This window comes from Dokdonia sp. Dokd-P16 (genome assembly GCF_003095655.1).
Classification (GTDB): domain Bacteria; phylum Bacteroidota; class Bacteroidia; order Flavobacteriales; family Flavobacteriaceae; genus Dokdonia.
The window spans coordinates 1,813,391-1,838,322 of record NZ_CP029151.1 but is presented as its reverse complement, the minus strand read 5'-3'; the positions used below and the strand labels follow the sequence as shown (position 1 = coordinate 1,838,322).

The window sequence follows — 24,932 nt, the reverse complement described above, 5'->3', positions numbered from 1 at the left end:
TTTGTACTTTGCTCGTTAATGCATAAACTGATTAACATATTACTTTTACTTGCCACCATCACGGCAGCTAGCCAGAGTTACACCTTAGAAAAGATTAATGAGGTGACAATCGAGGCAGATATTTTTATAGGTATTGATGCTTTCAATGCGCTGTACCACATCAAAAATGATGTTTTATATAAAGATGATGTTAATGAAGGTTATCAATTTACAGCACTACAGCTAGGTGCTATCACTTCGGTAGACATTCTTAATCCGCTTAAAATAAGTGTGTTTTATGAAGCTACAAATACCGCAGTAATACTAGACAATACATTGAGTGAGATTACTCGTATAAATTTTTCTACCATAGATGATTTTAGAAACATAAGTCATGTTACCACAAATGGTGATAGACGTTTATGGGTATTTAATACAGACCTGCAACAACTTGAGATTTTTGACTGGAATACAAATCAAATAACCACACAATTTCCACCTATGCCAGTGAACGCTATAACGGTAGCAACTAATTATAATTTTGCATGGGTAGTAAATGAAACTGGGTTATTTCATTATAATAACTATGGAAGTTTTTTAAGTAAAAAAGACTTTAATGACATTACACTCATTTCCCAAAGTGACGGCGCTCTTATCTTATTCTCACAGGGTAAATTATACTATAAGTCAAAAGAATCTAATGAATTCATAGCACTGAAAACTCCAGATTTTACCATAAAACAACTTTCGTTGAATGGCGAAATCCTGTATCTTTACACCGGTCAAAAGTTAGCTGCTTTCCGACTAAAATTTCCTAAAAAACCTTAACATGCACATTGCAATTGCCGGTAACATCGGAGCAGGTAAAACTACCTTAACTAAACTTTTATCTAAACATTTTAAATGGACTCCGCAATATGAAGATGTAGTGGATAATCCATATCTAGATGATTTTTATAATGAGATGGAACGCTGGTCTTTCAATCTTCAGATTTACTTTTTAAATAGCCGTTTTAGACAATTGCTAGACATAAAAGATAGTGACAAAACGATTATCCAAGATCGTACTATTTATGAAGATGCATTCATCTTTGCTCCTAACCTTCATGCGATGGGTCTTCTTACTAATCGTGATTACAACAACTACAAGTCTCTTTTTGATCTAATGGAAAGTGTGGTAGATGCACCAGATCTTATGATTTATCTACGTAGCTCTATTCCTAACCTCGTATCACAAATACATAAGAGAGGTAGAGATTATGAAAATTCTATCTCTATTGACTATTTAAGTCGTCTTAATGAGCGTTATGAAGCCTGGATACATGGTTATAAAAAAGGAAAGCTTCTCATTATAGATGTAGATGATATTAACTTTGTAGATAACCCTGAAGACTTAGGAGATATTATTAATAGAATAGATGCTGAGTTAAACGGCCTTTTCTAGAGTTAAAACAACACTACTACTCGCTTAATTTCAGTTATTTACACAGAGTAAATGTATTTCTTTACATCTACAAAATGCTTTTCTAATTGAATTAAATAGTCTAGTTTTGCGCCTTCAAAAACTAACAAATATTATGAAAAATCTTAAATTTATTTTAATCCTTGCTATTTCTATAATGGCTATTTCTTGTGGTAATGATGATGATGGTGGTCCAGCAGAACCTACACTAACACCAGCACTTCTTGAAGGAACATATAACCTAAACTTTTCTGTGAGTGAAGAAGTTATAGAAGAAGTAGTAACGGGAGGTACAGCAACTACTACTATAACTAAAGTAGGTGATACATTTGGATCATCAAACATAGTGTTTAATGCTAATGGAACTTTTACGAGAAGCTATCAATACCGCGTTGAGACAACGACTCAATTTGACAATAATGAAACTACAGACTCACAAATCATTACAGAGTCTAACAGTGGTAGTTATTCAGTAAATGATGATGACCAGACAATAATTATGGATGGTAAAACTGGAGACGTTACTGTATTCAACAACAGCCAATTAAGAATTGAGTTCACAGATGTTGATGTAGAAGGCAACAGAACAACTACAACTAATGAGGAATTACGTTTTACAAGACAATAGGTAATTTGTTCTTAACATATTAAAATCGGCTGCTTTACATAAAGTAGCCGATTTTTTTTGTATCACTTTATAAGTCCTATGGACCTTGCATGCTCCTCTGCAAAGGAGCTTTTTTCTACTAGTACTGCAGGAGTAGTCTCATACTGACTCAAAACACTTTTTACTCTAAGCACCTTTTTCTTGTGCTTTACACTACGCAAATACACGGCTATTATTTGCTCTGGATATTCCCTTGCTACTTCTAGATAAATATCTACATCATGCTCTCCACTATCTCCTATAAGAACAAACTTAAGATTAGGATAAGTGTTTAATATATTTCTAATCTCATGTTGTTTGTGAGGCTTTTCTGGTTTTTGTGTTTTTTCAAAAGGACCACGTAAGTCTCTTAATAATATTGGGCCTTTGGGAAATTTTTGATTCCTCACAAAGGACTCGAGATAACTATATAAATTCCATGGACTGTTACTCACGTAAAACATCGGGTTTGCATCTTCACCAGACTTCCCTCTATGTAATTTTCTATAGAGTTCTGGTGCTCCCTCCAGCGAAGTGCGCTTCCCTACATTTTTAAAAAACGTATTTATAATTACCCTCCATTTTAATAAAGAGGCAACACCAGTGTGTAAGATAGTGTCATCTATATCGCTTATCACCCCATAAGAAGCTGTCTCTGCAGGAATAAGCATCTCTATAGGAAATCTGTTCTCTCCTAGCACAGTAATTCCCTTTTGGACATCATCAAAACTTAACACCATTTGCAACCAGCCTTCATCATTTGCTAGAGCTCCCAGTCCTTCAACTTGTTCGTCAATTTTAAAATACCCTTCGGCGTCTGTAATAGTATAAAATGATCTATTATCTGGTAAAGTCACCTTTAACTTTGTATGTCGTAACTCATCACTAGCAAACTGTTTGTAAGCATTTTTAAATGCAGAAAGAAAACTGGTCTTCTTGAGGTCTACTCCCTCATGCTCAAGCGCTCTACCTATTAAATACAAGTGATTTGAAGATCCGTAAGATTGGTATCCGTCTATCTGTATGGGATCAGACTTTGATGAAAAAAACATAGTTTGTGGTTTTTTATGAAATTACGCTTTCGTACTTCGGCAGGCTCAGCATAAACTTCAGCACACTGAAAGCGTAAACTAAACAGTTCACAAAAAAGGCGTACACATAAGATGGTACGCCTTTTAATATTTTAGGTATGGATTTTACTTTGCTGCTGTAATATCTTTTACCTCTCCTCTTGCAGGATAATCTTTTTTCATAATGAAATCAATTCCTCCTAAAAGATCATCAAATTGCGGTCTTGCAAATGGCATAGACTGCACTGATGAGAAGAAAAGTGTACCGTCTGGCTTGATCAAAAATAACCCAGGCTCTGTAAAGTAATCTGGTTCTTTATCTGAAATTGCTTTAGAAATATACAATCCGTACTCTCTAGCTTTTTCTAGTGATAAGTTATATCCAATAGGCAGTGATGGAATGTCCCAATCATTCCCAGCGATTTTTGCACGCTTTTCTGTATCACCACTTATAGCAATTACATTAATTCCACGCTCCGTAAATTTATCTAATTGTGACGCTAGATCCTCAAGCTGCGCTTTACACACGGGGCAATGCAATCCTCTATAAAAAATAATGAGCGTGAAGTTTTCTGCATTTTGCTCACTTAATTTCCAGTTTGTATCATTTATTAAAGGCACTTCTAGTGAAGGCACTTTAGTCTTAGGTAATATCATAATCTTGTTTTTTATAAAAATACCTGAGATGAAGGTTAAAGTATATTAATATGACAATAAAGGTTTGTTAAGAAATTATATTACACACACTATTATACCTCCATACCAATTAGTTATAAAAAAAAGCGAGCCTAATTGGCTCGCTTTAGTTTTTAATTATTTGAATGTTAGTTTCTTATTTCCTTTTCATAATCATCCATTTGCTGTTTAACCTGAGCTTCTGTACCCGTAAATTCTTTTACCTCTGTAGTTACATCCCCATTATCATCTGTAATAGTGGTGACTGTTCCTACAAATTGTCCATTTTGTTCGGCTATGGAGAAGCGTACTTCTTTTTGTACCTCTCTAGATTCTTCTATACGACCATCTTGAGTAATCTCAACAACGGCTCCATCTTGAGTAGTAATAGCAAGCCCATCTTCACTATGACCACCTAAAATAGGCGCAATTACTAAACCTATGAGGCAGGTTAATTTTATTAATATATTCATAGAAGGTCCAGAGGTGTCTTTAAATGGATCTCCGACTGTATCACCAGTTACCGCAGCCTTATGCGCATCTGAACCTTTATACGTCATCTCACCATTAATTTCGACTCCTGCTTCAAAAGATTTTTTTGCATTATCCCATGCGCCTCCAGCGTTATTCTGAAAGATTGCCCATAGCACACCGCTTACAGTTACTCCAGCCATATAACCGCCTAACATCTCTGCGATTGCTTTATGCTCCATGCCAAATAGCATAGGTAGAAAAGCTATTACTAATGGAAAACCTATAGTAAGTACTCCAGGAAGCATCATTTCTTTTAAAGAAGCTTTGGTAGAAATAGCAACACATTTATCGTACTCTGGCTTACCAGTGCCTTCCATGATGCCCGGAATATCTCTAAACTGCCTGCGCACTTCCTCCACCATTTCCATAGCAGCTTTACCTACAGCATTCATCGCAAGCGCAGAAAATACTACGGGCACCATACCACCCACAAATAACATCGCGAGAACAGGCGCCTTAAAAATATTAATACCATCTATATCTGTAAACGTTACATAAGCTGCAAATAAAGCAAGTGATGTAAGCGCCGCAGATGCTATAGCAAAACCTTTTCCTGTTGCTGCTGTAGTGTTACCTACAGAATCTAAAATATCTGTTCGCTCACGTACGATAGGCTCTTGCTCACTCATCTCTGCAATCCCTCCAGCATTATCAGATATAGGGCCAAAAGCATCTATTGCTAGTTGCATTGCCGTTGTTGCCATCATGGCAGAAGCTGCTAGAGCTACACCATAAAATCCCGCAAAAGCATATGATGCCCAAATGGCACCTGCAAATAACAGCACGGATGGGAACGTAGAAATCATACCCGTTGCAAGACCTGCAATGATATTTGTTCCAGCTCCTGTGCTAGATTGTTGTACAATTTTAAGAATAGGTGACTTACCTAAGCCCGTATAGTACTCCGTCACAGATGATATTACCGCTCCTACGACTAATCCTACGATGGTTGCATAAAAAACACGCATAGAAGATATTTCTTGTAACCCTTCTCCAAAGAATTCCATTTGCATAGTTTCTGGAAGCATCCACTTACAAAGTGCGAAACAAGCGATAGCAACTAATACTATAGAAGTCCAATTCCCTATATTAAGTGCGCCCATCACCTCGGACTCTTTTGCATCGTTAGTTTTAATTTTTACGAGCATGGTACCTATGATAGAAATGATAATTCCTACACCTGCAATTGCCATAGGTAATAAAATAGGCCCTATTCCTCCAAAAGCATCGGTGATGCTTCCTCCCATATCTTTTATCACATAGTTCCCAAGAACCATTGCTGCAAGCACAGTAGCTACATAAGAACCAAATAAATCTGCTCCCATACCAGCAACATCTCCTACGTTATCTCCCACATTATCTGCGATAGTCGCTGGATTACGCGGATCATCTTCAGGGATTCCTGCTTCCACTTTACCTACAAGATCTGCACCGACGTCTGCTGCTTTGGTATAAATACCTCCTCCTACACGGGCAAATAAAGCGATGGACTCTGCTCCCAGTGAAAAACCTGCTAGCGTTTCAAGAACTACTGTCATATCCATTGTATTAGTCCAAACACCTCCCATAAAGAAGTGAAAGAAAAAGATAAAGAAAGCCGTAAGACCTAATACTGCCAGTCCCGCAACTCCTAATCCCATCACCGTACCTCCACCAAAGGAGATTTTAAGAGCGTTAGGCAGACTGGTTCTTGCAGCTTGCGTAGTACGCACATTTGTTTTGGTGGCTATTTTCATTCCTATATTTCCTGCAAAAGCAGAAAAAACAGCACCGCATATAAATGCGATTACAATGAGCCAGTGTGTAGTGGGTACTACAAAAGATACAATTGCAAGTAAGACACTTACAATAATTACAAAAATAGTAAGTAGTTTATACTCTGCATTTAAAAAAGCTAGCGCTCCTTCATAGATGTGATCAGAAATCTCTTTCATCTTACCGTCTCCGGCGTCTTGTTTCATTACCCAAGATTTTTTTACGAGCATGTAGATCAACCCGAGTAATGCTAGTGCGATAGGCACATAAATCATTATTGATTCCATATATTATTAGGTGTTTTTATAAGGGATTCTTAAATAAATCCTTAAAATATTTAACAACTACTAATGTAGGGAATAAGATAGAACAAAAAAAGCAGCCATAAAGGCTGCTTTTTTTGACTATTCTATACTATAAAAAAGTATCTATTTGATAGTAACTTCTTCTACAGGAACATCAGATTCTTCGTAACGTTCGATACATTTTTGGATAATAGCTTTTGCTTCATGAACATCTCCCCATCCACCTACATCTACTTTTTTCTCTTCAAGGTCTTTGTATACCTGGAAGAAGTGCTCGATTTCTTTTATTAAGTGTGGGTTACAGTCAGAAAGATCTGTAAGCTTACTAGCCGAAGGATCACTTACAGGCACACAGATTACTTTTTCATCTGGTCCTTTCTCATCTGCCATGTGAAATACTCCAATAGGCTTTACTTCGATTACACAACCAGGAAAAGTAGGCTCTGTAACTAATACTAGTACATCAAGAGGATCACCATCTAGCGCAAGAGTTTCTGGAATAAAACCATAATCTGCTGGGTACATCATAGAAGAGAAAATCATACGATCGTAACGCATTCTCTTTAATTTAAAATCGTACTCATACTTGTTACGGCTCCCCTTAGGAATCTCTACTAATACGTCAAATGTTGTTACTTTATCTGCTGTCATAATATATTATATTTCAAATCTCATGTATTTAAATACATGAGAGATGTGTCAATTAATTCACAATTTCTTAAGCTTACACTTTATTAAACAGCTGCATAACAACCATTTACTTTAAAACATATTTCTTAAGGCGTGCAAAAATACGCTGAAATAGCGATTTAGCCAAATATTGATGCGTTAAGATTAGGTTAGGTGTTTAATTTTCAAAGTTATAAATCTTCAAAAAAGAAAGGTGATACTAATTAAAGTACCACCTTCAATGTTTTCACAACGGAATAATCCTTATTGTGAATTGCTTTCAAAATTATAAAGATAACAAACTTTTTTTAATCTCCCTTACGGGAAACCGCACACTTCGTGAATTTCTTTTTAATAGCTTTATAAAAATTTCTTACAAGACAGGTACTATGAAAAGAATATTAGGATTGGATTTGGGAACTAACTCGATTGGATGGGCACAGATAAATTTAGATTTTAAAAATAAAAAAGGCGGTATAACTGGTATAGGAAGTAGAATAATCCCCATGGATGCAGCCGAATTGGGGAAATTTGATTCTGGACAAACCATATCTCAAACGGCAGATAGAACTGGTTATCGTTCTAAAAGAAGATTATATCAAAGAGATAATCTCCGTCGAGAACGATTACATAGAGTCCTCAATGTTCTAAATTTTCTTCCACAACATTACAGCGAAAGTATCGACTTTGATAAAAAGGTCGGTCAATTTAAACCTGACACTGAGGTTAAGTTGCCTTATAGGATAGACGACAATGGTGAATTCCACTTTGTTTTTCAAGATTCTTTTAACGAAATGATTGAAGAATTTCGCTTTAAAAATCCAACCTTATTTTATGCAAGGGAAAATGGAGAAGAAACAAAGGTTCCTTATGATTGGACGATATATTATTTACGTAAAAAAGCACTCACACAAAAAATAACAAAAGAAGAACTAGCTTGGATTCTTTTAAACTTTAATCAAAAACGTGGGTATTATCAACTTCGAGGAGAAGAAGAAGCAGATAAAAATAAGAAGTTTGAAGCACTTAAGGTGTCAAGTGTTATTGATTCTGGGCAAAAGGTAAAAGGAAATATTTTATATGATATAACTTTTGAGAATGGATGGGAGTATGATAGCCAAATAACAAAAAAAGAAGATTGGCTAGACAAAACCAGAGAATTTATTGTCACAACTACCACGAGAAAAGATGGGAGTTTAAAACGAAGTTACAAGAAAGTTAATTCCGAGGAAGACTGGCTCGCTATAAAGGAGAAAACTCAAAATGAAGTCGACGTCTACAATGACAAAAATCAAACTTACGGTATAGGCTCTTATATATTTGATACACTACTTAATAACCCAACTCAGAAAATCCGTGGTAAACTAGTAAAAACCATTGAAAGAAAGTATTATAAAGACGAATTACAGAAAATACTTGATAAGCAAATTGAAATACATCAAGATTTATTTACTGATGAAAGTCTTAAAAATTGCATTGAAGAGCTATATCCTAGAAATGAAGCGCATCAAAATCTATTACTTGCCAAAGACTTCAAACATTTATTTGTAGAAGATATTATTTTTTATCAAAGACCATTAAAAAGTAAAAAATCTTCTATTTCTGATTGTCCTTACGAAGTACGTTTTTATAAAAAAGGAGAAGAGCTAAAAAAACAATCGTTAAAATGTATTCCCAAATCAAACCCTATTTTTCAAGAATTCAGATTATGGCAGTTTATCCATAATTTAAAAATTTATGAAAAAGCTGGTGATAAAGAAGGAATGCCTTTAAAGGATGAAGAAGTAACTACTCAGTTTTTATCAAATGACGATGATTATACATCACTTTTTGAAAAACTAAACAACAGCAAGGAAATCAATCAAAAGCAGTTTCTATCTCATTTTAAGCTCAAAGAAACAACGCATCATTGGAACTTTCCTGAAGATAAAAAATATCCTTGTAATGATACACGCGCGCAAATTGCAAATAGGTTATCAAAAATAAATGGTGTAAATGTTGACTCTTTTCTAACCAGCGATATGCTCCAAAGCTTATGGCACCTTATTTATTCTGTTACTGATAAAAAGGATTATGAAAAGGCACTCCACACTTTTGCAGAGAAGAATAGTTTATCCATTGACGGCTTTATCGAAAACTTTAAGCGCTTCCCTCCTTTTGAAAGTTCGTATGGTGCCTATTCCGAAAAAGCTATAAAGAAATTACTGCCATTAATGCGAATGGGTAACCATTGGAATATATCTAACATTACTACAGAAGTGCAAGAAAGAATAGATAGCATTGCTTCTCGCTTAAATGCAGTTGATTACAATGTTGAAAAAATAGAAGCTATAGCAGATGATGATGTACCTATGAGACTTCTAAAATCTTTTGCAAAAGAGAAGAATAAAGAAAACCCTCTAAAGGGACTTAACACTTATCAAGCTTGCTATGCGGTCTACAATAGACATTCTGAGATAGGCGATGTTTTACAATGGAAACAACCTCAAGATATAGATACATATCTCACAAGTTTTAAGCAACACAGTCTCCGTAATCCTATTGTAGAAAAGGTAATTCTAGAAACGTTACGAGTTGTACGAGATATATGGACAACCTATGGAGAAGAAGAAATTATAAACGGGAAGAAACAATACAAACCACTTTTTGACGAAATACATGTTGAGCTAGGTCGGGAGATGAAAAATGATAAGAAAACCAGAGAACGGATTTCAAAATCAAATACTGAAAGAGAAAATACAAATGAACGTATTAAGGCAATTCTTGAAGAATTGAAATCTGACCCAAGTGTGACAGATGATATTAGACCATATTCACCCAGCCATCAAGAGATCTTAAAGATTTATGAAGATGGACTCTTTTCTAGTCTTAAGGAGGTCGATAATAGTATTGAAAAAATAAGGAAGAATAATAAACCTACAAAAGGAGAAATTATAAAGTATAAATTATGGTTAGAGCAAGGGTATATTTCGCCATATACTGGTAAAATCATTCCACTTACAAAGTTGTTTTCTACAGCATACCAAATTGAGCATGTTATACCACAGTCTCGCTATTTTGACAACTCGATGAATAATAAAATCATTTGTGAGAGCGCTGTAAACGAAGAAAAAGACAATAAAACTGCTTATGAATTTTTGAAAGAACGTGGGGGATCTTTAGTTGATATAGGCCATGGAAATACAGTGCAGTTATTTACCATAGAAAATTACGAAAAGCACTGTCAAACATATTTTAGAAAAAACAAAACCAAACTAGAGCTATTACTTAGTGAAGATATTCCAGAGGGATTCATTAATCGCCAGCTTAATGATAGTCGCTACATAAGTAAAGTAATAAAAGGACTACTGAGCAATATCGTACGCGAAGATGGTGAGCTCGAAGCAACATCTAAAAACTTAATCCCAGTAAATGGTGCAATAACGGCTAAACTCAAAAATGATTGGGGACTTAACGATAAATGGAATGAGATTATAGCACCTAGATTTAAGCGTTTAAACGAGCTTACTAAAAGTCAAGATTTTGGATATTGGGACGAGAAGATTAACGCTTTTAGGATACAAGTTCCTAAAGAGTTAGAACGCAATTTTAGCAAAAAGAGGATTGACCACAGGCATCATGCGCTTGATGCACTTGTAATTGCTTGTACCACGAGAGACCACATTAATTACGTTACTTCCTTAAATACATCGCGCAAAAATCATAAGCTTGTAAATAAACTTAGAGCGACAAAAACAATTACAGATAATAAAGGAAAGACAAGAACTGTAGCAAAAGAGTATCATAAACCGTGGGAAGGTTTTACCGCTGCCGCGAAAACATCACTTGAAAAGACAATTGTTAGTTTTAAGAAGAATAATAGGGTGATGAAAAAGGCTAATAATAAATTTTGGTCTTATAAAAATGAATACGGAAATGTTAATCTAAATAAAAATGGAAAACCAATAAAGAAGTTACGGGCGCAAATAAAAGGACAAAACCGTTCTATTAGAAAGCCACTTCACGAAGAAACAATTTCAGGTTTGGTTCATTTACCTTGGGTTAAAATAGAAAATGGAAAATTTACAACAGCTACAAGAAAAGAATTAGACAAAAGTTTTTCTTTAAAAAAGATTGAAAAAATAACAGATACAGGTATTCAAAAAATATTACGTAACTATCTAACACAAAAAAAGTTTGAAGAATTAGATAAAAACGGAAATGTAGTTTATAATACCGAAATAGCATTTACTCAAGACGGTATTGAAGAAATGAATAAAAGTATCAAGACTTTTAATAATGGAAAGAATCACAAACCTATTTATAAAGTAAGAATTTTTGAAAAAGGTAGTGGAAGATTTGCACTTGGCTCAAAAGGTATAAACGATAAAAAATATGCGCAAGGAGCACCAAACTTATTTTTTAATATCTATAAAAATGGAGATTCCAAATATTACGAAACAGTGCCTTTAAATGAAGTTATTTTACATCAAAAAAATAACACAATTTTACCTATAAAGGAAAGAACAAATGTTCCCATAAAAAATGTAATTATTATAAAAGGAAAGGAAACCATTGTTGATTTTGTGGATTGTCTATCTCCCTTAGATTTGGTCTATATACCTACGAATGAAGAATTAGAAAATTTAGAAGATATAGATTTTGAGAATTTAAATATTGAGCAACTGAAACAAGTTTATAATGTAAATGATTTCTCTGGAGTTACTTGTTATTTCACGCCAAACACGTTAGCAACATCTATTTGTCCAAAAGAAGTAGATTTGAAATATGATGAGAAAAAGAAAAAAACTACTGGTTCATTTGATACTAAAACGGCAAGCTTAAATGGCAATTCCATAAAAGAACGTTTTATAAAATTAAACATAGATAGATTAGGTAATGTTGCAAAAGTAGGAATATGATAAAAAAAACTCTATTCTTCGGTAATCCAGCTTACCTCAGCACAAAAAATGACCAACTGGTGGTTTCTTTTCCTGATGAAGATAGAGAACAGAAAACGATTCCCATAGAGGACTTAGGTTACGTAGTATTAGAGAACTCACAGATAACTATCACTAATGGCTTACTCATGAAGCTAGTACAAAATAAAACCGCCCTCATTACCTGTGATGCCCAACATTTACCTTGTGGTTTTTTACAACCGTTGGTGGGTCATACGTTGCAAACAGAACGCATGCGTCACCAGCTTAATGCTAGCTTACCTCTTAAAAAGAATTTTTGGCAACAAACTGTTGCTGCCAAAATTTACAATCAAGCCTTACACCCTGAAGCTAGAGGCAATAATGGTCTCAAACTACGCAACTGGAGTACTGCCGTAAAAAGTGGAGATGCAGATAATCATGAGGCGTATGCAGCTGCCTATTATTTTCAACAGCTATTTAGCGAGGTAGAAGGTTTTAGCCGTAATCAAAAAGGAGTAGCTCCTAATAATCTTCTTAATTATGGATATGCCATACTGAGAGCTATTGTCGCGAGAGCTTTAGTGAGTAGTGGGATGTTGCCGTCTGTGGGCATCTTCCATCGCAACAAGTATAATGCATTTTGTCTTGCAGATGATATTATGGAACCGTACCGTATTTATGTGGATGCCGTAGTCTATGAACTAGTAGAAAGTGGTTGCGACTTGAACGAACTCAATACCAAGTTAAAGTCAGAACTACTATTAATTCCCGCGCTAGATGTATATATAGATGGGTCATGGTCTCCACTTATGAATGCCGTAAGTAGAACAACGAGTAGCTTATATGATTGTTTTGCGGGCACTAACCGTAAAGTGCTATATCCAGAATATGCCTTAAGCAGACGCTAACATCGCTCAATGTCAAACAATTTTACACGGCTTAATCAATATCGATCTATGTGGGTACTTGTATTTTTTGATTTACCTACAGAAACGCGGACTGAGAAAAAAGTGGCTGCTCGATTTAGAAAAGAGCTTCTTAATGATGGGTTTGCCATGTTTCAATACAGTATTTATATGCGGTTTTGTGCGAGTAGAGAAAACGCAAGTGTACATATACGACGCACTAAGAATAATTTACCTAAAAAAGGAAAAATCTGCATCATGCAGATTACAGATAAACAGTTTGGGATGATGGAGCTCTTTCATGGTCAAAAAGAAGTTGCACCAGAAACTCCTAGCCAGCAATTAGAACTCTTTTAGAAATAACAATCTCGCCTTTAACTAGTTAAAGGCTCAAGTTAAACCTCCATTTTTTTAATGCTATACATAGACGTAAAAAACAGTATACCAGCTTTTTATAGCGGGTATACTGTGATTACCTATCTAAAGATATAATTCTGAAAGCAATTCACAACTCTTTCATCTCGCACATATTAATCATTCTTACTGTGATTAGCTATCTAAAGATATAATTCTGAAAGCAATTCACAACAAGCCATTGCGGCAGCCTTGATAACTCACGACTGTGATTACCTATCTAAAGATATAATTCTGAAAGCAATTCACAACAACAAGCCACACAATGACGATTAGATGTAACTGTGATTACCTATCTAAAGATATAATTCTGAAAGCAATTCACAACAGTATGCGAGCATTTTGGGCAAGTGTGCGACTGTGATTACCTATCTAAAGATATAATTCTGAAAGCAATTCACAACGGATAAAGCTTTTTTAAAAACAACACTAAAACTGTGATTACCTATCTAAAGATATAATTCTGAAAGCAATTCACAACAGAAAGCTATTGATTTAAGTCCTAATGCTACTGTGATTACCTATCTAAAGATATAATTCTGAAAGCAATTCACAACAAACTATCAATCAAATGCTCATACTCTGGCACTGTGATTACCTATCTAAAGATATAATTCTGAAAGCAATTCACAACATAGGGTTACTTTTTGTTCTTCTCTCTTAGACTGTGATTACCTATCTAAAGATATAATTCTGAAAGCAATTAGCCTAAATGGTTTGAGGCTACATCATAAAAAGGATAGTACATTTTCGCAAAAGCGTAAAAATCTCCTTAAAAATAAAACCCAAAACTACCGGTTACTCCTATTTTCCTCGCATCTGGAACAGAATTATAATTTCCTCTGAAGTTAAGGTCAATACGGAACACTTTAAATATATTACCTACTCCTACGCTATACTCATAATAAGGCTCTACAGATGGAGCTATCATGCTCGGAGTAATTGCAGTAATAGGTTGTCCTTCTTCAAAAAGTAAACTCTCAAATGCTGGACGGTTTAAGTCAATATTCCTTTGAGAGATATTACCTATCACCCCACGCACGCTTACAATCTCACGTAAATTCAAATTTTTAAGTAATGGAATACGATTAAAAATACGCCCTCCAAAATTGTGTTCTAGCTGTAGTGAGGCATACTCATCTGTAGTAAACTCATAAAAGTTAAGCTGGCTAAAGGTATTAAAGATTGAAAATAACGACTGGTTACCTGGTACTGGACTTAATAGCGCTAGTGGCACCTCATCAAATGTTTTACCTATTTCTGTAGAGGCTGTTAATGTACCTAGACCTCCAATACGGATTGCCTTCTTTGCAGAAAATTGCACTTTATCATAAGCAAAGTCACTATCAAGTGTTCCTTCTAGGCCACGTGTGTAACTTGCATAAAAACTAGGAAACCATTCATTAGTTACTCTACGCTCTACTCCAAAACCTGAAGTTTTCTTTCCTGGCTCCCAGATAGTGGTAAGGACCACTTCTGCTTGTTTTAACTCACCTGTGGTAGTGGTTTGCGTAGCATCTGTAAAATAATCAAGGCTAAAGGTTTCTGAAGCCGACTCTAACGTTCTCAAAGAGAAGTCGGCTCTCACTTGAAGGTTGCGCACAATCTCTACCTCGGCTGCGATATTTGCTAGCTTGATAGAGGTGAGTTTATCATTGGTCGCAGTATTTACTAGTGAGGATGATGCTAGATTTCTTCCTAGCACATCTCTAGATGTCGTAAGACTTGCTCCTATTTGCTCCACGTCTTGTCTATAACCACCAGAAACAATAAACCTGCTTTTTTTATCTAGCAGCCATTTTCCTGAAACCCCAAATTTTCCTTTTTTATCCTTAAATCCGTATGCTAAAAATCCTTCTAATCTCCATGGATCATTCTGTGAGAAATATGTTCTTCCTCCTGTGCGCACACGTAATCCTTCTACCTCGTTAAATCCAAAGGTTGAAAATATAGGCCCGTAATCAAAGTTTAAACTTGGGATTTCATAGTATCCAGATGCAAGAATGGAACCTAGATTATAAAGGTTTTTAAATTTCTTTACCGTTTTTAAGGTGTCAAGCATCTTATAAACTCCTAGCTCATCTTTACTAAGTGCCTCTTTTCTATTTTCTTGCCAGAACTCATCACTACGATTAAAAACATCTTTATCATAGTTATACACTTGTCTGTCGTAAAAGTCCTTTTCTAGCTTATTGTCAAAGTTATGATTATCGTACAATGTAGTGCGCTTACCGTACATACCTCTAGATTCCTCCTTTTCGCGCAAAGCGAAATCAGATAAGAAATAATCTCTTGAAAGTAAGAAGGTGCTATCATTTACGATATCAAATTCTTGCTCCATATAAATCTCTTTTACCCAGTTTACATTTGCACTTTTAGAAAGCTGCATATTGATTTCCTTAATGGCCCATGTAGAGTCATTCACCCAGAAATCTCCTTTAAAGGTCAGTTCGTTTTTACGTCTAGGGTAGTAAATAATATTGTAACACCACTTATTATTGATGTAAGCACTATCTGCAAGTACGTAGTTATAGGTTTGGATACCTGTACGAGAAATTGGACTTGTAAAACTCTTGTCAAAAAACTGTAAATAGTTATCATAGATGTCATAATCACTATACAGACTTTTTACAAAACCTATAATCGTTTGATTCTCACTAAAACCACTGTTTTTATTCCCCTCTAGAATCTCTTTTTCTTTATTAATTTCATTATCACCATATACTTTTGAGAATGCCTCATTTACAAAAATAGGTAGGTAGGTTTTTCCAGTAATACGGCTTGTGTCTGTTTGCTCAAAGATGAACTCCATCCCTCTAAAAATGCGGCTGTTAATAAGCGAACTATCAATAGTGTTAAGATCAAACTCTAGCTTTTCATACTTATCATAAGCATACTGCTTGTACTGTCGTAATCCGTTCTGGCGTTTATTTGCCCATATTTTACGAAGTATATCTACCGCTGGGTTGTTTTTCTTGTCTGTTTTTCCTGTAAATATGACTACCTCGTCTAGCGCTCCTGCCTCTTCCTCTAGCGTCACTTTCATCTCATAATTTACCTTCTCACTTAGGTCTATCACCTTATTTGAAAAGCCTATAAAAGAAAATCGCACTTGACCCCATGTCTGGTCAGATTCTAGGTAAAAACGCCCGTCTTCATTAGTTATCGTCCCCTCATTAGACCCAACAAATATGACATTTACAAAAGGCAGACCATTACCATCTGCGTCAAAAATCTCACCACTCACTTTGGTTTGACCAAATAAATTTGCAGCGCAGAGCACGCTAGCAATAATGAGTAAAAAATTATATTTCATAATAAATAATCTATGAAGATAGCCTATAAATTGGGGACATCATCGGTTTATAATGGTGCTACATCAAGCATTTGACATCATATCTATCACAACCTTACTTAAGATTATAATAAATTAAAAAATCCCTTCCGGTTAAGAAAGGGATTAAATATGGTTCCGCTTTCGCGAAAATATTATTTATACATCACCTTTTTAACTGCATTTACTACATCGTCACTGTTAGGCAACCACTCTTTAAGTAATACTGGTGAGTATGGTGCAGGTGTATCTGCTGTATTTATGCGTTGTATAGGAGCATCTAGGTGATCAAAACAATGCGCTTGTACTTGGTATGTAATTTCTGTTGAAACGTTTCCAAAAGGCCAAGCCTCTTCAAGAATCACAAGTCTGTTTGTTTTTCTTACAGACTCAAAAATAGCTTCTTTATCTAAAGGTCTTACCGTACGTAAATCAATAATCTCACAAGAAATTCCTTCCTCTGCAAGTTGGTCTGCCGCTTTGTAAGCTTCCTTAATAATCTTTCCAAAAGAAACGATAGTTACATCTGTTCCTTCACGCTTAATATCTGCAACACCTATTGGCAATACATATTCTCCATCAGGCACTTCTCCTTTATCACCATACATTTGCTCCGATTCCATAAAAATCACAGGATCGTTATCACGTATTGCTGCTTTTAGAAGTCCTTTTGCATCATAAGGATTAGAAGGCACTACTACTTTAAGACCTGGCGTATTTGCAAACCAGTTTTCAAAGGCTTGAGAGTGTGTTGCACCTAACTGTCCTGCAGATCCTGTAGGACCACGAAAAACAATAGGACAAGGAAACTGACCACCAGACATCTGTCTAATTTTGGCAGCGTTATTTATAATCTGATCAATACCTACCAGTGAGAAGTTAAAAGTCATGTACTCAATAATAGGACGTAATCCTGTCATTGTACTACCCACACCTATTCCTCCAAAACCAAGCTCTGCAATAGGAGTATCAATTACTCTATCTGCTCCAAACTCGTCTAGCATTCCTTTTGACGCTTTATAAGCTCCATTATATTCTGCTACCTCTTCACCCATTAAATAAACAGATTCATCACGGCGCATTTCTTCGCTCATTGCCTCACAAATGGCTTCTCTAAACTGGATTGTTCTCATAGTATATAAACCGCTCTGGCGGAAATTTAATTAAGGCTTCTCATAACATTGAAAATTACCTTATTAATATTGTATTCTTTTAACAAGCACAAAAATAAGCATTTCCAAAACCTCAATAAATTACATTTTTGTAAAATTTTACTATGCACGCACAGTAAATTATACTTTTTTGTGTTATTTTTGTTACGAAAACGAAATAGTTTAGGATTACGCTTTCGCGAAAGCGTACCTTTATATAAAATATAAATTCTATGAAAATATTAGTGTGCATCAGTCACGTACCTGATACGACATCAAAAATTAACTTCACAGACGGAGATACAAAATTTGATACTAACGGTGTTCAATTTGTAATCAACCCAAACGATGAGTTTGGATTGACACGTGCTATGTGGTTTAAAGAAAAACAAGGAGCCTCTGTAGACGTGATAAACGTAGGAGGACCAGAAACAGAACCTACACTTCGTAAAGCGCTTGCAATAGGAGCAGATACTGCCATCCGTGTGAATGTGGAAGCAAAAGATGGTTTTCAAGTAGCAAAGGAACTTGCAAAAGTTGTTCAAGATGGAGGGTATGATCTAGTAATTGCTGGTCGTGAGTCTATTGATTACAATGGTGGTATGGTACCTGGAATGCTTGCTGGACTTACAGGAGCAAACTTTGTAAACACATGTATCTCACTAGATGTAGACGGGACAACAGCTACTGCTACTAGAGAAATAGATGGCGGAAAAGAAACTGTAAAGACTTCGCTTCCTCTAGTAATAGGAGGTCAAAAAGGTCTTGTAGAAGAAAGCGACCTACGAATTCCTAACATGAGAGGAATTATGATGGCTCGTAAAAAACCATTAAGCGTAGTAGAACCTTCTGGAGCTGGAACCGAAACAAATGCTGTTTCTTTTGAAAAGCCTGCACCTAAAGGGGCTGTTAAACTTGTAGAAACAGTAGACGAGTTAATCGACCTGTTACACAACGAAGCAAAAGCTATCTAAGTTACCCTTTTATAAAGGCAACTTGTTAATCTAATAATAATCCCGAATAGTGGAACCTCGTGTTCTTCTCTTTGGAAATTCTTATAAATATGTCAGTTTTAGTATATACAGAATCAGAAAACGGAGTGTTTAAGAAAGCTTCTTTAGAAGTTGCTTCTTATGCAAAAGGAATTGCAGATATGATGGGAACATCTGTAACTGCAGTTGCCGTAAATGGTGGAGATACTGCACCATTAGGAACTTACGGAGTAGATAAAGTTCTTAACATAAAAGACGCAAAGCTAGATGCATTTAATGCTGCAGCTTATGCAAAAGGAATCGCAGCTGCTGCAAAGGCAGAAGGTGCTCAAGTAGTAGTACTTACACAGAGCGCAAATGCTAAGTATCTTGCACCTCTTCTAGCAGTAGCGCTAGAGGCAGGATACGCATCAAATGTAGTATCACTTCCAGAAAGTGCTTCTCCATTTACTGTAAAGCGTACTGCTTTTACAAACAAGGCTTTTAGCCACACAGAAATCTCTACTGAAATTAAAATAGTAGGACTTGGGCAAAACGCTTATGGCCTTAAAGAAGCTTCTGGAGCCGCTGCAACAGAAGACTTTTCTCCAGAGCTCGGAGATTTTGGTGTAGAAGTACAATCTGTAGATAAAGCAACAGATAAAGTGTCTATTGCAGATGCAGAGGTTGTAGTATCAGCAGGTCGCGGACTTAAAGGACCAGAAAACTGGGGGATGATAGAAGAAATGGCAGATATTCTTGGAGCAGCAACAGCTTGTTCTAAGCCTGTGTCAGATTTAGGATGGAGACCTCACGGTGAGCACGTAGGACAAACTGGTAAGCCAGTAGCGTCTAACCTGTATATCGCAATAGGAATCTCTGGAGCGATACAGCACCTTGCTGGGATTAACTCTTCTAAAGTAAAAGTAGTAATCAACAACGACCCAGAAGCTCCTTTCTTTAAAGCAGCAGATTATGGAATCGTAGGAGATGCTTTTGAAGTTGTCCCAGAACTTAACGAAAAATTAAGAGCGTTTAAAGCTGCAAATAGCTAGATAACGACTCTATAAAATAAAAAATGAGCTTAAATATTTTTTTAAGCTCATTTTTATTTAACCCTTTTCATACTGTAAATCTGATAGATAGCTACTATTTCTAAGAGTCCAACTCTAGACAGATAAACTTCTTTACTTATGCAGCCTTTTTCCTATTTTTGCAACTTATGAGCTTAGTGCGTTTAAATATAAAAGGAATATCCTACAGCCAGACTCAGAATGGAGCATATGCTTTGATTCTCACTGAGCAAGGAGGAGAGCGTAAATTACCTATAGTTATAGGAGCCTTTGAGGCACAATCTATTGCAATCGCTTTAGAAAAAGAAATCAAACCACCTCGTCCTCTTACGCACGACCTGTTTAAAAACTTTGCAGATCGCTTTGATGTGGTTATTAAACAAGTGATTATTCATAAACTTGTTGATGGCGTTTTTTACTCTAGCATTATTTGCGAGCGTGATAACATTGAAGAAATAATAGACGCGCGTACTAGTGATGCTATATCACTAGCCTTACGTTTCCAAGCGCCTATTTTTACTTATAAAAACATTCTAGACAAAGCAGGCATTTTCTTAAAAGGAAACACAAACCCTGAAGAGTTTACAGAAGATGACGAAATCCTAATGGATGAAATCTTACTAGAAGACGAGACATCTTCTAGCGATAGTGATTATAACAAATTGTCACTTCAAGACTTACACAATAAACTTGATCAAGCGGTACATAGTGAAGACTATGAAACTGCTGCCCAGTTAAGAGATGAAATCTCAAAACGCAACTAACTTACTTATTATATGCGCAAATTACTACTTACCCTATTGGTATTATTAAGTTCATTTACCGCATTTGCGCAAGAGGCACCTCAAGCCATTATGGATGTGGTTCCTTCTCAAGGATTTTCTCTTGAAAGCTTTGGACGTGGTGTATTAGGGATGTGCTCTCTTATACTAATTGCTTTTTTATTTAGTAGTAATCGCAAAGCAATAAACTGGAAAACGGTAGCCGTAGGCCTCGCATTCCAACTTGTTATTGCCGTAGGAGTACTTAAGGTTGCTTTTATAGAAAAGATTTTTGACTTCATTGGAGGAATCTTTGTTGCTATATTAAACTTTACGCTTGCTGGTAGTGACTTCCTGTTTCAAGGGCTGGTAAGTGACACCTCTACCTTTGGGTACATATTTGCTTTTCAAGTATTACCTACCATCATATTTTTCTCTGCTCTTACCTCTGTCATGTATTACTTTGGAGTAATACAAAAAGTGGTAAAAGCTTTTGGATGGTTATTATCTAAATTATTAGGCATCTCTGGAGCAGAGAGTTTGAGTGTTGCTGGTAACATCTTCTTAGGGCAAACTGAGGCACCACTTTTAATTAAAGCATACCTAGAAAAAATGAACAAGTCAGAAATTCTGCTTGTTATGATAGGCGGCATGGCAACTGTAGCAGGAGCTGTACTTGCGGCATACATAGGATTCCTTGGCGGTGAAGATGAAGCTTTACGCCTCATATTTGCAAAGCACTTGCTTGCTGCCTCTGTCATGGCTGCACCTGGTGCAATTGTAATATCAAAAATATTATATCCTCAAACCGAAGAGGTAAACACAGACGTGAGTGTATCTAATGATAAAATAGGAGCAAACGTTCTTGACGCTATCGCAAATGGTACTACAGAAGGTCTTAGACTTGCCGTAAACGTAGGTGCTATGCTTTTAGTCTTTGTAGCTTTTATAGCAATGGCAAACGGTATCTTAGGTTGGATAGGCGAAGTGACCACAATAAATGATTGGGTTGCAGCAAACTCTACATACCCTAAACTTTCACTTGAGGCCATCTTAGGAACCATCTTTGCCCCTTTAATGTGGCTTATAGGAGTTGCAAGTGAAGACACCACAATGATGGGACAACTACTCGGGATCAAACTAGCAGCCAGCGAGTTTGTAGGTTATATCCAGCTCGCAGAACTTAAGAATACTGCAAATGCAATTCACCTCAACAATGAGAAGTCTATCATTATGGCGACTTATATGCTTTGTGGTTTTGCAAATTTTGCCTCTATAGGTATACAGATAGGCGGTATTGGATCTCTAGCTCCTGGACAGCGCACGCAGCTGTCTCGTTTCGGATTAAAAGCGCTTATCGGAGGGTCTATCGCTTCATTAATTTCGGCTACTATTGCAGGGATGATTATTGGTTAAGAAACCACATCCATTAGTGTAAATAATTCATTTTCTTTTCGACTGTATAAGTCCGCTTTCGCGAAAGCGCACCTATTCATTGTGCCTTTTTCTTAAAATCTTAGCCTCTTAGTTTTAATAAATTAACAGCGGGATTTTAAATATGCCATGAAAATATACTAACTTATAGTGTTAAAAAGACTTCTTGAGAATTTACTAAAACTCACTGCTATGAAAACTATTTACAATGTTACCAAATTTACTTGGGCGAGTATGCTCATGCTTTTCCCATTACTCATCTTGGCTCAAACTGCCACCACGACCATTACCGGATCTATAAATGACCGCGAAACCAGGCAAGCTATTAGCGGAGCAACCATCACGCTAGTAGGTACAAACATAAGTACCATCTCAAATACCGAGGGGGATTTTGCTTTGAAGATAATAGAGACCACCACTAAGCCATCTTTACTTATTGAAGCCTTAGGATATAAAAACAGCATACAAGATATTGCAGATATTGATAATGATATTGACATACGCCTATCTCCAAAGAGCGTTGACCTAAGCGAGGTGCAGGTTGTTGGTTACAAATCTGCCAAAGAACTTGTGAAAAAAGTCTTTAATAAAAAGAGAGAAAACTACATAGGTGAACCGCTCAAGATGACGGCATTCTATCGAGAGACTATCAAGAAAAGAAACAAAAATGCATCGCTAGCCGAGGCAGTTGTCTCTATCCAAAAGGAAGGATACATAAGCAACAAGGAAGACCAAATACGCTTACTTAAATCAAGAAAAAGCACAGATTACGCTAAGCTTGATACTATCGCTTTAAAACTGCAAGGAGGGCCTTTTAGCACCTTATACGTAGATGTAATGAAGTATCCGGAATACATCTTTACACCAGAAACCTTGAATGCTTATAATTTTAGCTTTGAAACTCCTACAGAGCTCAACGGTAAAGATGTACTAGTAGTGGGATTTGAGCCAAAACCTAACATTGTAGGACCTTTATATGCCGGCCAACTTTATGTAAGTTCTACATCGCTAGCATTGCAAAAAGCAACATTTACACTAGATCTTACAAACGAAATTGAGGTAAACAAAATGTTTGTAAAAAGTAAACCCAATGGCGTTCGAGTAAAAGCTAGAGACATCTCTTATGAAGTAGATTATCGTGAGAAAAATGGAAAATGGTATTACGGCTATGGGAAAGCAAATTTATCTTTTGAGGTAAAAAAGCGACGACGTCTTTTTAAATCAATTTATACACTCTCTTGCGAGATGGCAGTAACAGACTGGAAGGTAACTACTGCAAATGCTTTTAATAAGAGTGGAGAGATATCTCCATCGATAATCATGGCAGATGAAAACCTAGGCTTTGGAGATCCAGAATTTTGGGGAGAATACAACGTCATAGAACCTGAAAGATCTATAGAAGCAGCCATAAAAAAAATAAAACGTAACCTAGAAAAAGATGATAATTATCGTGCTTCTCTAGGAGGCAAATAACTTACATTTTATAGGCTTAAAATTTACTAAGGCTTTCTCAATACAATTGGGAGGGCCTTTTTATTGTTATATTTGTACTGTAATATTCACTAGAATCAGACACAAACAGACTACTCCTACCCGACTAGCTCTTCTTACTTTACAAAGAACATTATATCCCATTTATGAAACAATATCACGACCTCATCAAACATGTACTAGAAAACGGAAATCAAAAAGGTGACCGCACAGGTACAGGAACAAAGAGCGTTTTTGGTTATCAAATGCGATTTGACCTCTCTGAAGGATTCCCAATGGTGACAACTAAAAAATTGCACCTTAAATCTATTGTATACGAACTGTTATGGTTCTTACAGGGAGACACAAACATTGAATATTTACAAGAAAATGGTGTGCGCATCTGGAATGAGTGGGCCGATGAGAATGGCGATCTTGGACCTGTTTACGGATACCAATGGCGCAACTGGAATGGTGATGAGATTGACCAAATAAAAGATATTGTAGAAACACTCAAAACAAACCCTAATAGTCGTAGAATGCTCGTGAGCGCATGGAATCCCTCTGTGATGCCAGACACCTCGGCATCTTTCTCAGAGAATGTTGCAAATGGTAAAGCCGCGCTTCCACCATGTCACGCTTTCTTCCAGTTTTATGTTGCAGATGGCAAGTTAAGCTGCCAGTTATATCAACGCAGTGCAGACATATTTTTAGGAGTTCCATTTAATATCGCAAGTTATGCGCTCTTTACAATGATGATGGCTCAGGTTTGTGGTTATGAAGCTGGAGAGTTTATACACACCTTTGGAGATGCTCATATCTACTCAAACCACATGGAACAAGTTGAGCTTCAACTCTCAAGAGAATTCCGTACTTTGCCTACATTAAAAATTAACCCTGACGTAAAAGATATCTTTGGCTTCACTTTTGATGACTTTACTTTAGAAAACTATAATCCGCATCCACATATTAAAGGAGCAGTGGCTATTTAACCCCCAAATTAACCTACCTAATGAAAAAATTATTATTTGTACTCGCACTTGTAGCTGGAATCACAACTATGAATGCTCAAGAAGGAGTTTACATGAAAAAGTCTACCACACTGAGACTTGATGAAGTCCCTCCTACGTGGCCTGGTTGTACTGGATCTATAAATGACAAAAACAACTGCTTAAGGCAAAAACTAGCAACTCACGTTGTACGCAACATGAAGTTTCCAAGTGATTACCAAAAAGGTGCACGTGTTGTAGTAGACATGGTAATTAATAAAGAAGGAAAGCCAGTAGTAAAAAATGTTACTGGTGGCACTCCTGGAATGCAAAAGGCTGTAAAAACAGCAATTATGACTATCCCACAATTAAAACCTGGAAATATAGGAGGAACTCCTAAGGAGAGTAAGCTCAAACTTCCATTTACATTTTAA

At 36.2% G+C, this 24,932-nt stretch carries 19 protein-coding genes and 1 CRISPR repeat array; of the genes, 13 read left to right on the top strand and 6 right to left on the bottom strand.

Going from position 1 to position 24,932, the window contains the following annotated elements:
• The first annotated feature begins 18 nt into the window (after positions 1–18).
• The 3 genes from DCS32_RS08220 to DCS32_RS08210 all read left to right on the top strand — a co-directional run bounded on the left by DCS32_RS08220 (position 19) and on the right by DCS32_RS08210 (position 2,069).
• Entirely contained in the window at positions 19–807 is a 789-nt protein-coding gene (locus tag DCS32_RS08220; RefSeq protein WP_108877832.1) for a hypothetical protein, read from the top strand.
• Between the two features lies 1 nt (position 808).
• The gene (locus tag DCS32_RS08215) at positions 809–1,423 is read left to right on the top strand and encodes a deoxynucleoside kinase (protein WP_108877831.1); all 615 of its coding nucleotides are present in this window, start codon (positions 809–811) and stop codon (positions 1,421–1,423) included.
• A 133-nt stretch (positions 1,424–1,556) separates the two neighbouring features.
• A complete protein-coding gene (locus tag DCS32_RS08210) occupies positions 1,557–2,069 on the top strand; it encodes a hypothetical protein (protein ID WP_108877830.1) in 513 nt (170 codons plus the stop codon).
• Between the two features lie 62 nt (positions 2,070–2,131).
• Here DCS32_RS08210 and DCS32_RS08205 read toward each other — a convergent pair whose 3' ends face one another.
• The 4 genes from DCS32_RS08205 to DCS32_RS08190 all read right to left on the bottom strand — a co-directional run bounded on the left by DCS32_RS08205 (position 2,132) and on the right by DCS32_RS08190 (position 7,077).
• The gene (locus DCS32_RS08205) at positions 2,132–3,139 is read right to left on the bottom strand and encodes an App1 family protein (protein ID WP_108877829.1); all 1,008 of its coding nucleotides are present in this window, start codon (positions 3,137–3,139) and stop codon (positions 2,132–2,134) included.
• 144 nt (positions 3,140–3,283) lie between these two features.
• Positions 3,284–3,814, bottom strand: coding sequence for a peroxiredoxin-like family protein (locus DCS32_RS08200; protein WP_108877828.1), 531 nt, complete (start codon positions 3,812–3,814; stop codon positions 3,284–3,286).
• Positions 3,815–3,981: 167 nt separating this feature from the next.
• Positions 3,982–6,408 (bottom strand): sodium-translocating pyrophosphatase, encoded by a 2,427-nt coding sequence (locus DCS32_RS08195; protein WP_108877827.1) that lies wholly within the window; start codon positions 6,406–6,408, stop codon positions 3,982–3,984.
• Between the two features lie 141 nt (positions 6,409–6,549).
• On the bottom strand, positions 6,550–7,077 hold the full coding sequence (locus tag DCS32_RS08190; protein ID WP_108877826.1) for an inorganic diphosphatase: 528 nt from the start codon (positions 7,075–7,077) through the stop codon (positions 6,550–6,552).
• Between the two features lie 407 nt (positions 7,078–7,484).
• Here DCS32_RS08190 and cas9 point away from each other — a divergent pair, with 407 nt between their 5' ends.
• The 3 genes from cas9 to cas2 are packed head-to-tail and all read left to right on the top strand — an operon-like array spanning position 7,485 to position 13,258.
• Positions 7,485–11,996: a type II CRISPR RNA-guided endonuclease Cas9 gene (cas9, locus tag DCS32_RS08185; RefSeq protein WP_108879264.1), complete on the top strand. Its 4,512-nt coding sequence runs from the start codon at positions 7,485–7,487 to the stop codon at positions 11,994–11,996.
• The gene (gene cas1, locus DCS32_RS08180) at positions 11,993–12,904 is read left to right on the top strand and encodes a type II CRISPR-associated endonuclease Cas1 (RefSeq protein WP_108877825.1); all 912 of its coding nucleotides are present in this window, start codon (positions 11,993–11,995) and stop codon (positions 12,902–12,904) included. Before cas9 ends, cas1 begins: the two co-directional genes overlap by 4 nt.
• Positions 12,905–12,913: 9 nt before the next feature.
• Positions 12,914–13,258, top strand: a complete 345-nt coding sequence (cas2, locus tag DCS32_RS08175) for a CRISPR-associated endonuclease Cas2 (RefSeq protein ID WP_108877824.1) — start codon at positions 12,914–12,916, stop codon at positions 13,256–13,258.
• A 108-nt stretch (positions 13,259–13,366) separates the two neighbouring features.
• Positions 13,367–14,027: direct repeats of the CRISPR family, unit length 48 nt; unit sequence ACTGTGATTACCTATCTAAAGATATAATTCTGAAAGCAATTCACAACA.
• 60 nt (positions 14,028–14,087) lie between these two features.
• On the opposite strand, the gene DCS32_RS08170 is transcribed toward cas2, so the two are convergent.
• Both DCS32_RS08170 and DCS32_RS08165 read right to left on the bottom strand, forming a co-directional pair.
• On the bottom strand, positions 14,088–16,631 hold the full coding sequence (locus DCS32_RS08170) for a DUF5686 and carboxypeptidase-like regulatory domain-containing protein (RefSeq protein WP_108877823.1): 2,544 nt from the start codon (positions 16,629–16,631) through the stop codon (positions 14,088–14,090).
• Positions 16,632–16,804: 173 nt separating this feature from the next.
• Positions 16,805–17,782: a pyruvate dehydrogenase complex E1 component subunit beta gene (locus DCS32_RS08165; RefSeq protein WP_013750264.1), complete on the bottom strand. Its 978-nt coding sequence runs from the start codon at positions 17,780–17,782 to the stop codon at positions 16,805–16,807.
• Between the two features lie 251 nt (positions 17,783–18,033).
• Between DCS32_RS08165 and DCS32_RS08160 the strand changes: the two genes are divergently transcribed.
• The 7 genes from DCS32_RS08160 (at position 18,034) to DCS32_RS08130 (ending at position 24,932) form a co-directional block, all read left to right on the top strand.
• A complete protein-coding gene (locus DCS32_RS08160) occupies positions 18,034–18,774 on the top strand; it encodes an electron transfer flavoprotein subunit beta/FixA family protein (protein ID WP_108877822.1) in 741 nt (246 codons plus the stop codon).
• An 89-nt stretch (positions 18,775–18,863) separates the two neighbouring features.
• Positions 18,864–19,826, top strand: a complete 963-nt coding sequence (locus DCS32_RS08155) for an electron transfer flavoprotein subunit alpha/FixB family protein (protein WP_013750266.1) — start codon at positions 18,864–18,866, stop codon at positions 19,824–19,826.
• 167 nt (positions 19,827–19,993) lie between these two features.
• Positions 19,994–20,608 carry a bifunctional nuclease family protein gene (locus tag DCS32_RS08150; RefSeq protein WP_108877821.1) on the top strand — a complete coding sequence of 205 codons (615 nt, stop codon included), beginning with the start codon at positions 19,994–19,996 and terminating at the stop codon, positions 20,606–20,608.
• A 12-nt stretch (positions 20,609–20,620) separates the two neighbouring features.
• Positions 20,621–22,021, top strand: a complete 1,401-nt coding sequence (locus DCS32_RS08145; protein WP_108877820.1) for a NupC/NupG family nucleoside CNT transporter — start codon at positions 20,621–20,623, stop codon at positions 22,019–22,021.
• Between the two features lie 210 nt (positions 22,022–22,231).
• A complete protein-coding gene (locus tag DCS32_RS08140; RefSeq protein ID WP_108877819.1) occupies positions 22,232–23,512 on the top strand; it encodes a carboxypeptidase-like regulatory domain-containing protein in 1,281 nt (426 codons plus the stop codon).
• 164 nt (positions 23,513–23,676) lie between these two features.
• A complete protein-coding gene (locus tag DCS32_RS08135; RefSeq protein WP_108877818.1) occupies positions 23,677–24,501 on the top strand; it encodes a thymidylate synthase in 825 nt (274 codons plus the stop codon).
• 20 nt (positions 24,502–24,521) lie between these two features.
• Entirely contained in the window at positions 24,522–24,932 is a 411-nt protein-coding gene (locus tag DCS32_RS08130) for an energy transducer TonB (protein ID WP_108877817.1), read from the top strand.

Excerpts from the sequence above, each read along its gene's own strand:
- DCS32_RS08220 (WP_108877832.1), top strand. The coding sequence starts at position 19 with ATGCATAAACTGATTAACATATTACTTTTACTTGCCACCATCACGGCA.
- DCS32_RS08215 (WP_108877831.1), top strand. The coding sequence starts at position 809 with ATGCACATTGCAATTGCCGGTAACATCGGAGCAGGTAAAACTACCTTA.
- DCS32_RS08210 (WP_108877830.1), top strand. The coding sequence starts at position 1,557 with ATGAAAAATCTTAAATTTATTTTAATCCTTGCTATTTCTATAATGGCT.
- DCS32_RS08205 (WP_108877829.1), bottom strand. The coding sequence starts at position 3,139 with ATGTTTTTTTCATCAAAGTCTGATCCCATACAGATAGACGGATACCAA.
- DCS32_RS08200 (WP_108877828.1), bottom strand. The coding sequence starts at position 3,814 with ATGATATTACCTAAGACTAAAGTGCCTTCACTAGAAGTGCCTTTAATA.
- DCS32_RS08195 (WP_108877827.1), bottom strand. The coding sequence starts at position 6,408 with ATGGAATCAATAATGATTTATGTGCCTATCGCACTAGCATTACTCGGG.
- DCS32_RS08190 (WP_108877826.1), bottom strand. The coding sequence starts at position 7,077 with ATGACAGCAGATAAAGTAACAACATTTGACGTATTAGTAGAGATTCCT.
- cas9 (WP_108879264.1), top strand. The coding sequence starts at position 7,485 with ATGAAAAGAATATTAGGATTGGATTTGGGAACTAACTCGATTGGATGG.
- cas1 (WP_108877825.1), top strand. The coding sequence starts at position 11,993 with ATGATAAAAAAAACTCTATTCTTCGGTAATCCAGCTTACCTCAGCACA.
- cas2 (WP_108877824.1), top strand. The coding sequence starts at position 12,914 with ATGTCAAACAATTTTACACGGCTTAATCAATATCGATCTATGTGGGTA.
- DCS32_RS08170 (WP_108877823.1), bottom strand. The coding sequence starts at position 16,631 with ATGAAATATAATTTTTTACTCATTATTGCTAGCGTGCTCTGCGCTGCA.
- DCS32_RS08165 (WP_013750264.1), bottom strand. The coding sequence starts at position 17,782 with ATGAGAACAATCCAGTTTAGAGAAGCCATTTGTGAGGCAATGAGCGAA.
- DCS32_RS08160 (WP_108877822.1), top strand. The coding sequence starts at position 18,034 with ATGAAAATATTAGTGTGCATCAGTCACGTACCTGATACGACATCAAAA.
- DCS32_RS08155 (WP_013750266.1), top strand. The coding sequence starts at position 18,864 with ATGTCAGTTTTAGTATATACAGAATCAGAAAACGGAGTGTTTAAGAAA.
- DCS32_RS08150 (WP_108877821.1), top strand. The coding sequence starts at position 19,994 with ATGAGCTTAGTGCGTTTAAATATAAAAGGAATATCCTACAGCCAGACT.
- DCS32_RS08145 (WP_108877820.1), top strand. The coding sequence starts at position 20,621 with ATGCGCAAATTACTACTTACCCTATTGGTATTATTAAGTTCATTTACC.
- DCS32_RS08140 (WP_108877819.1), top strand. The coding sequence starts at position 22,232 with ATGAAAACTATTTACAATGTTACCAAATTTACTTGGGCGAGTATGCTC.
- DCS32_RS08135 (WP_108877818.1), top strand. The coding sequence starts at position 23,677 with ATGAAACAATATCACGACCTCATCAAACATGTACTAGAAAACGGAAAT.
- DCS32_RS08130 (WP_108877817.1), top strand. The coding sequence starts at position 24,522 with ATGAAAAAATTATTATTTGTACTCGCACTTGTAGCTGGAATCACAACT.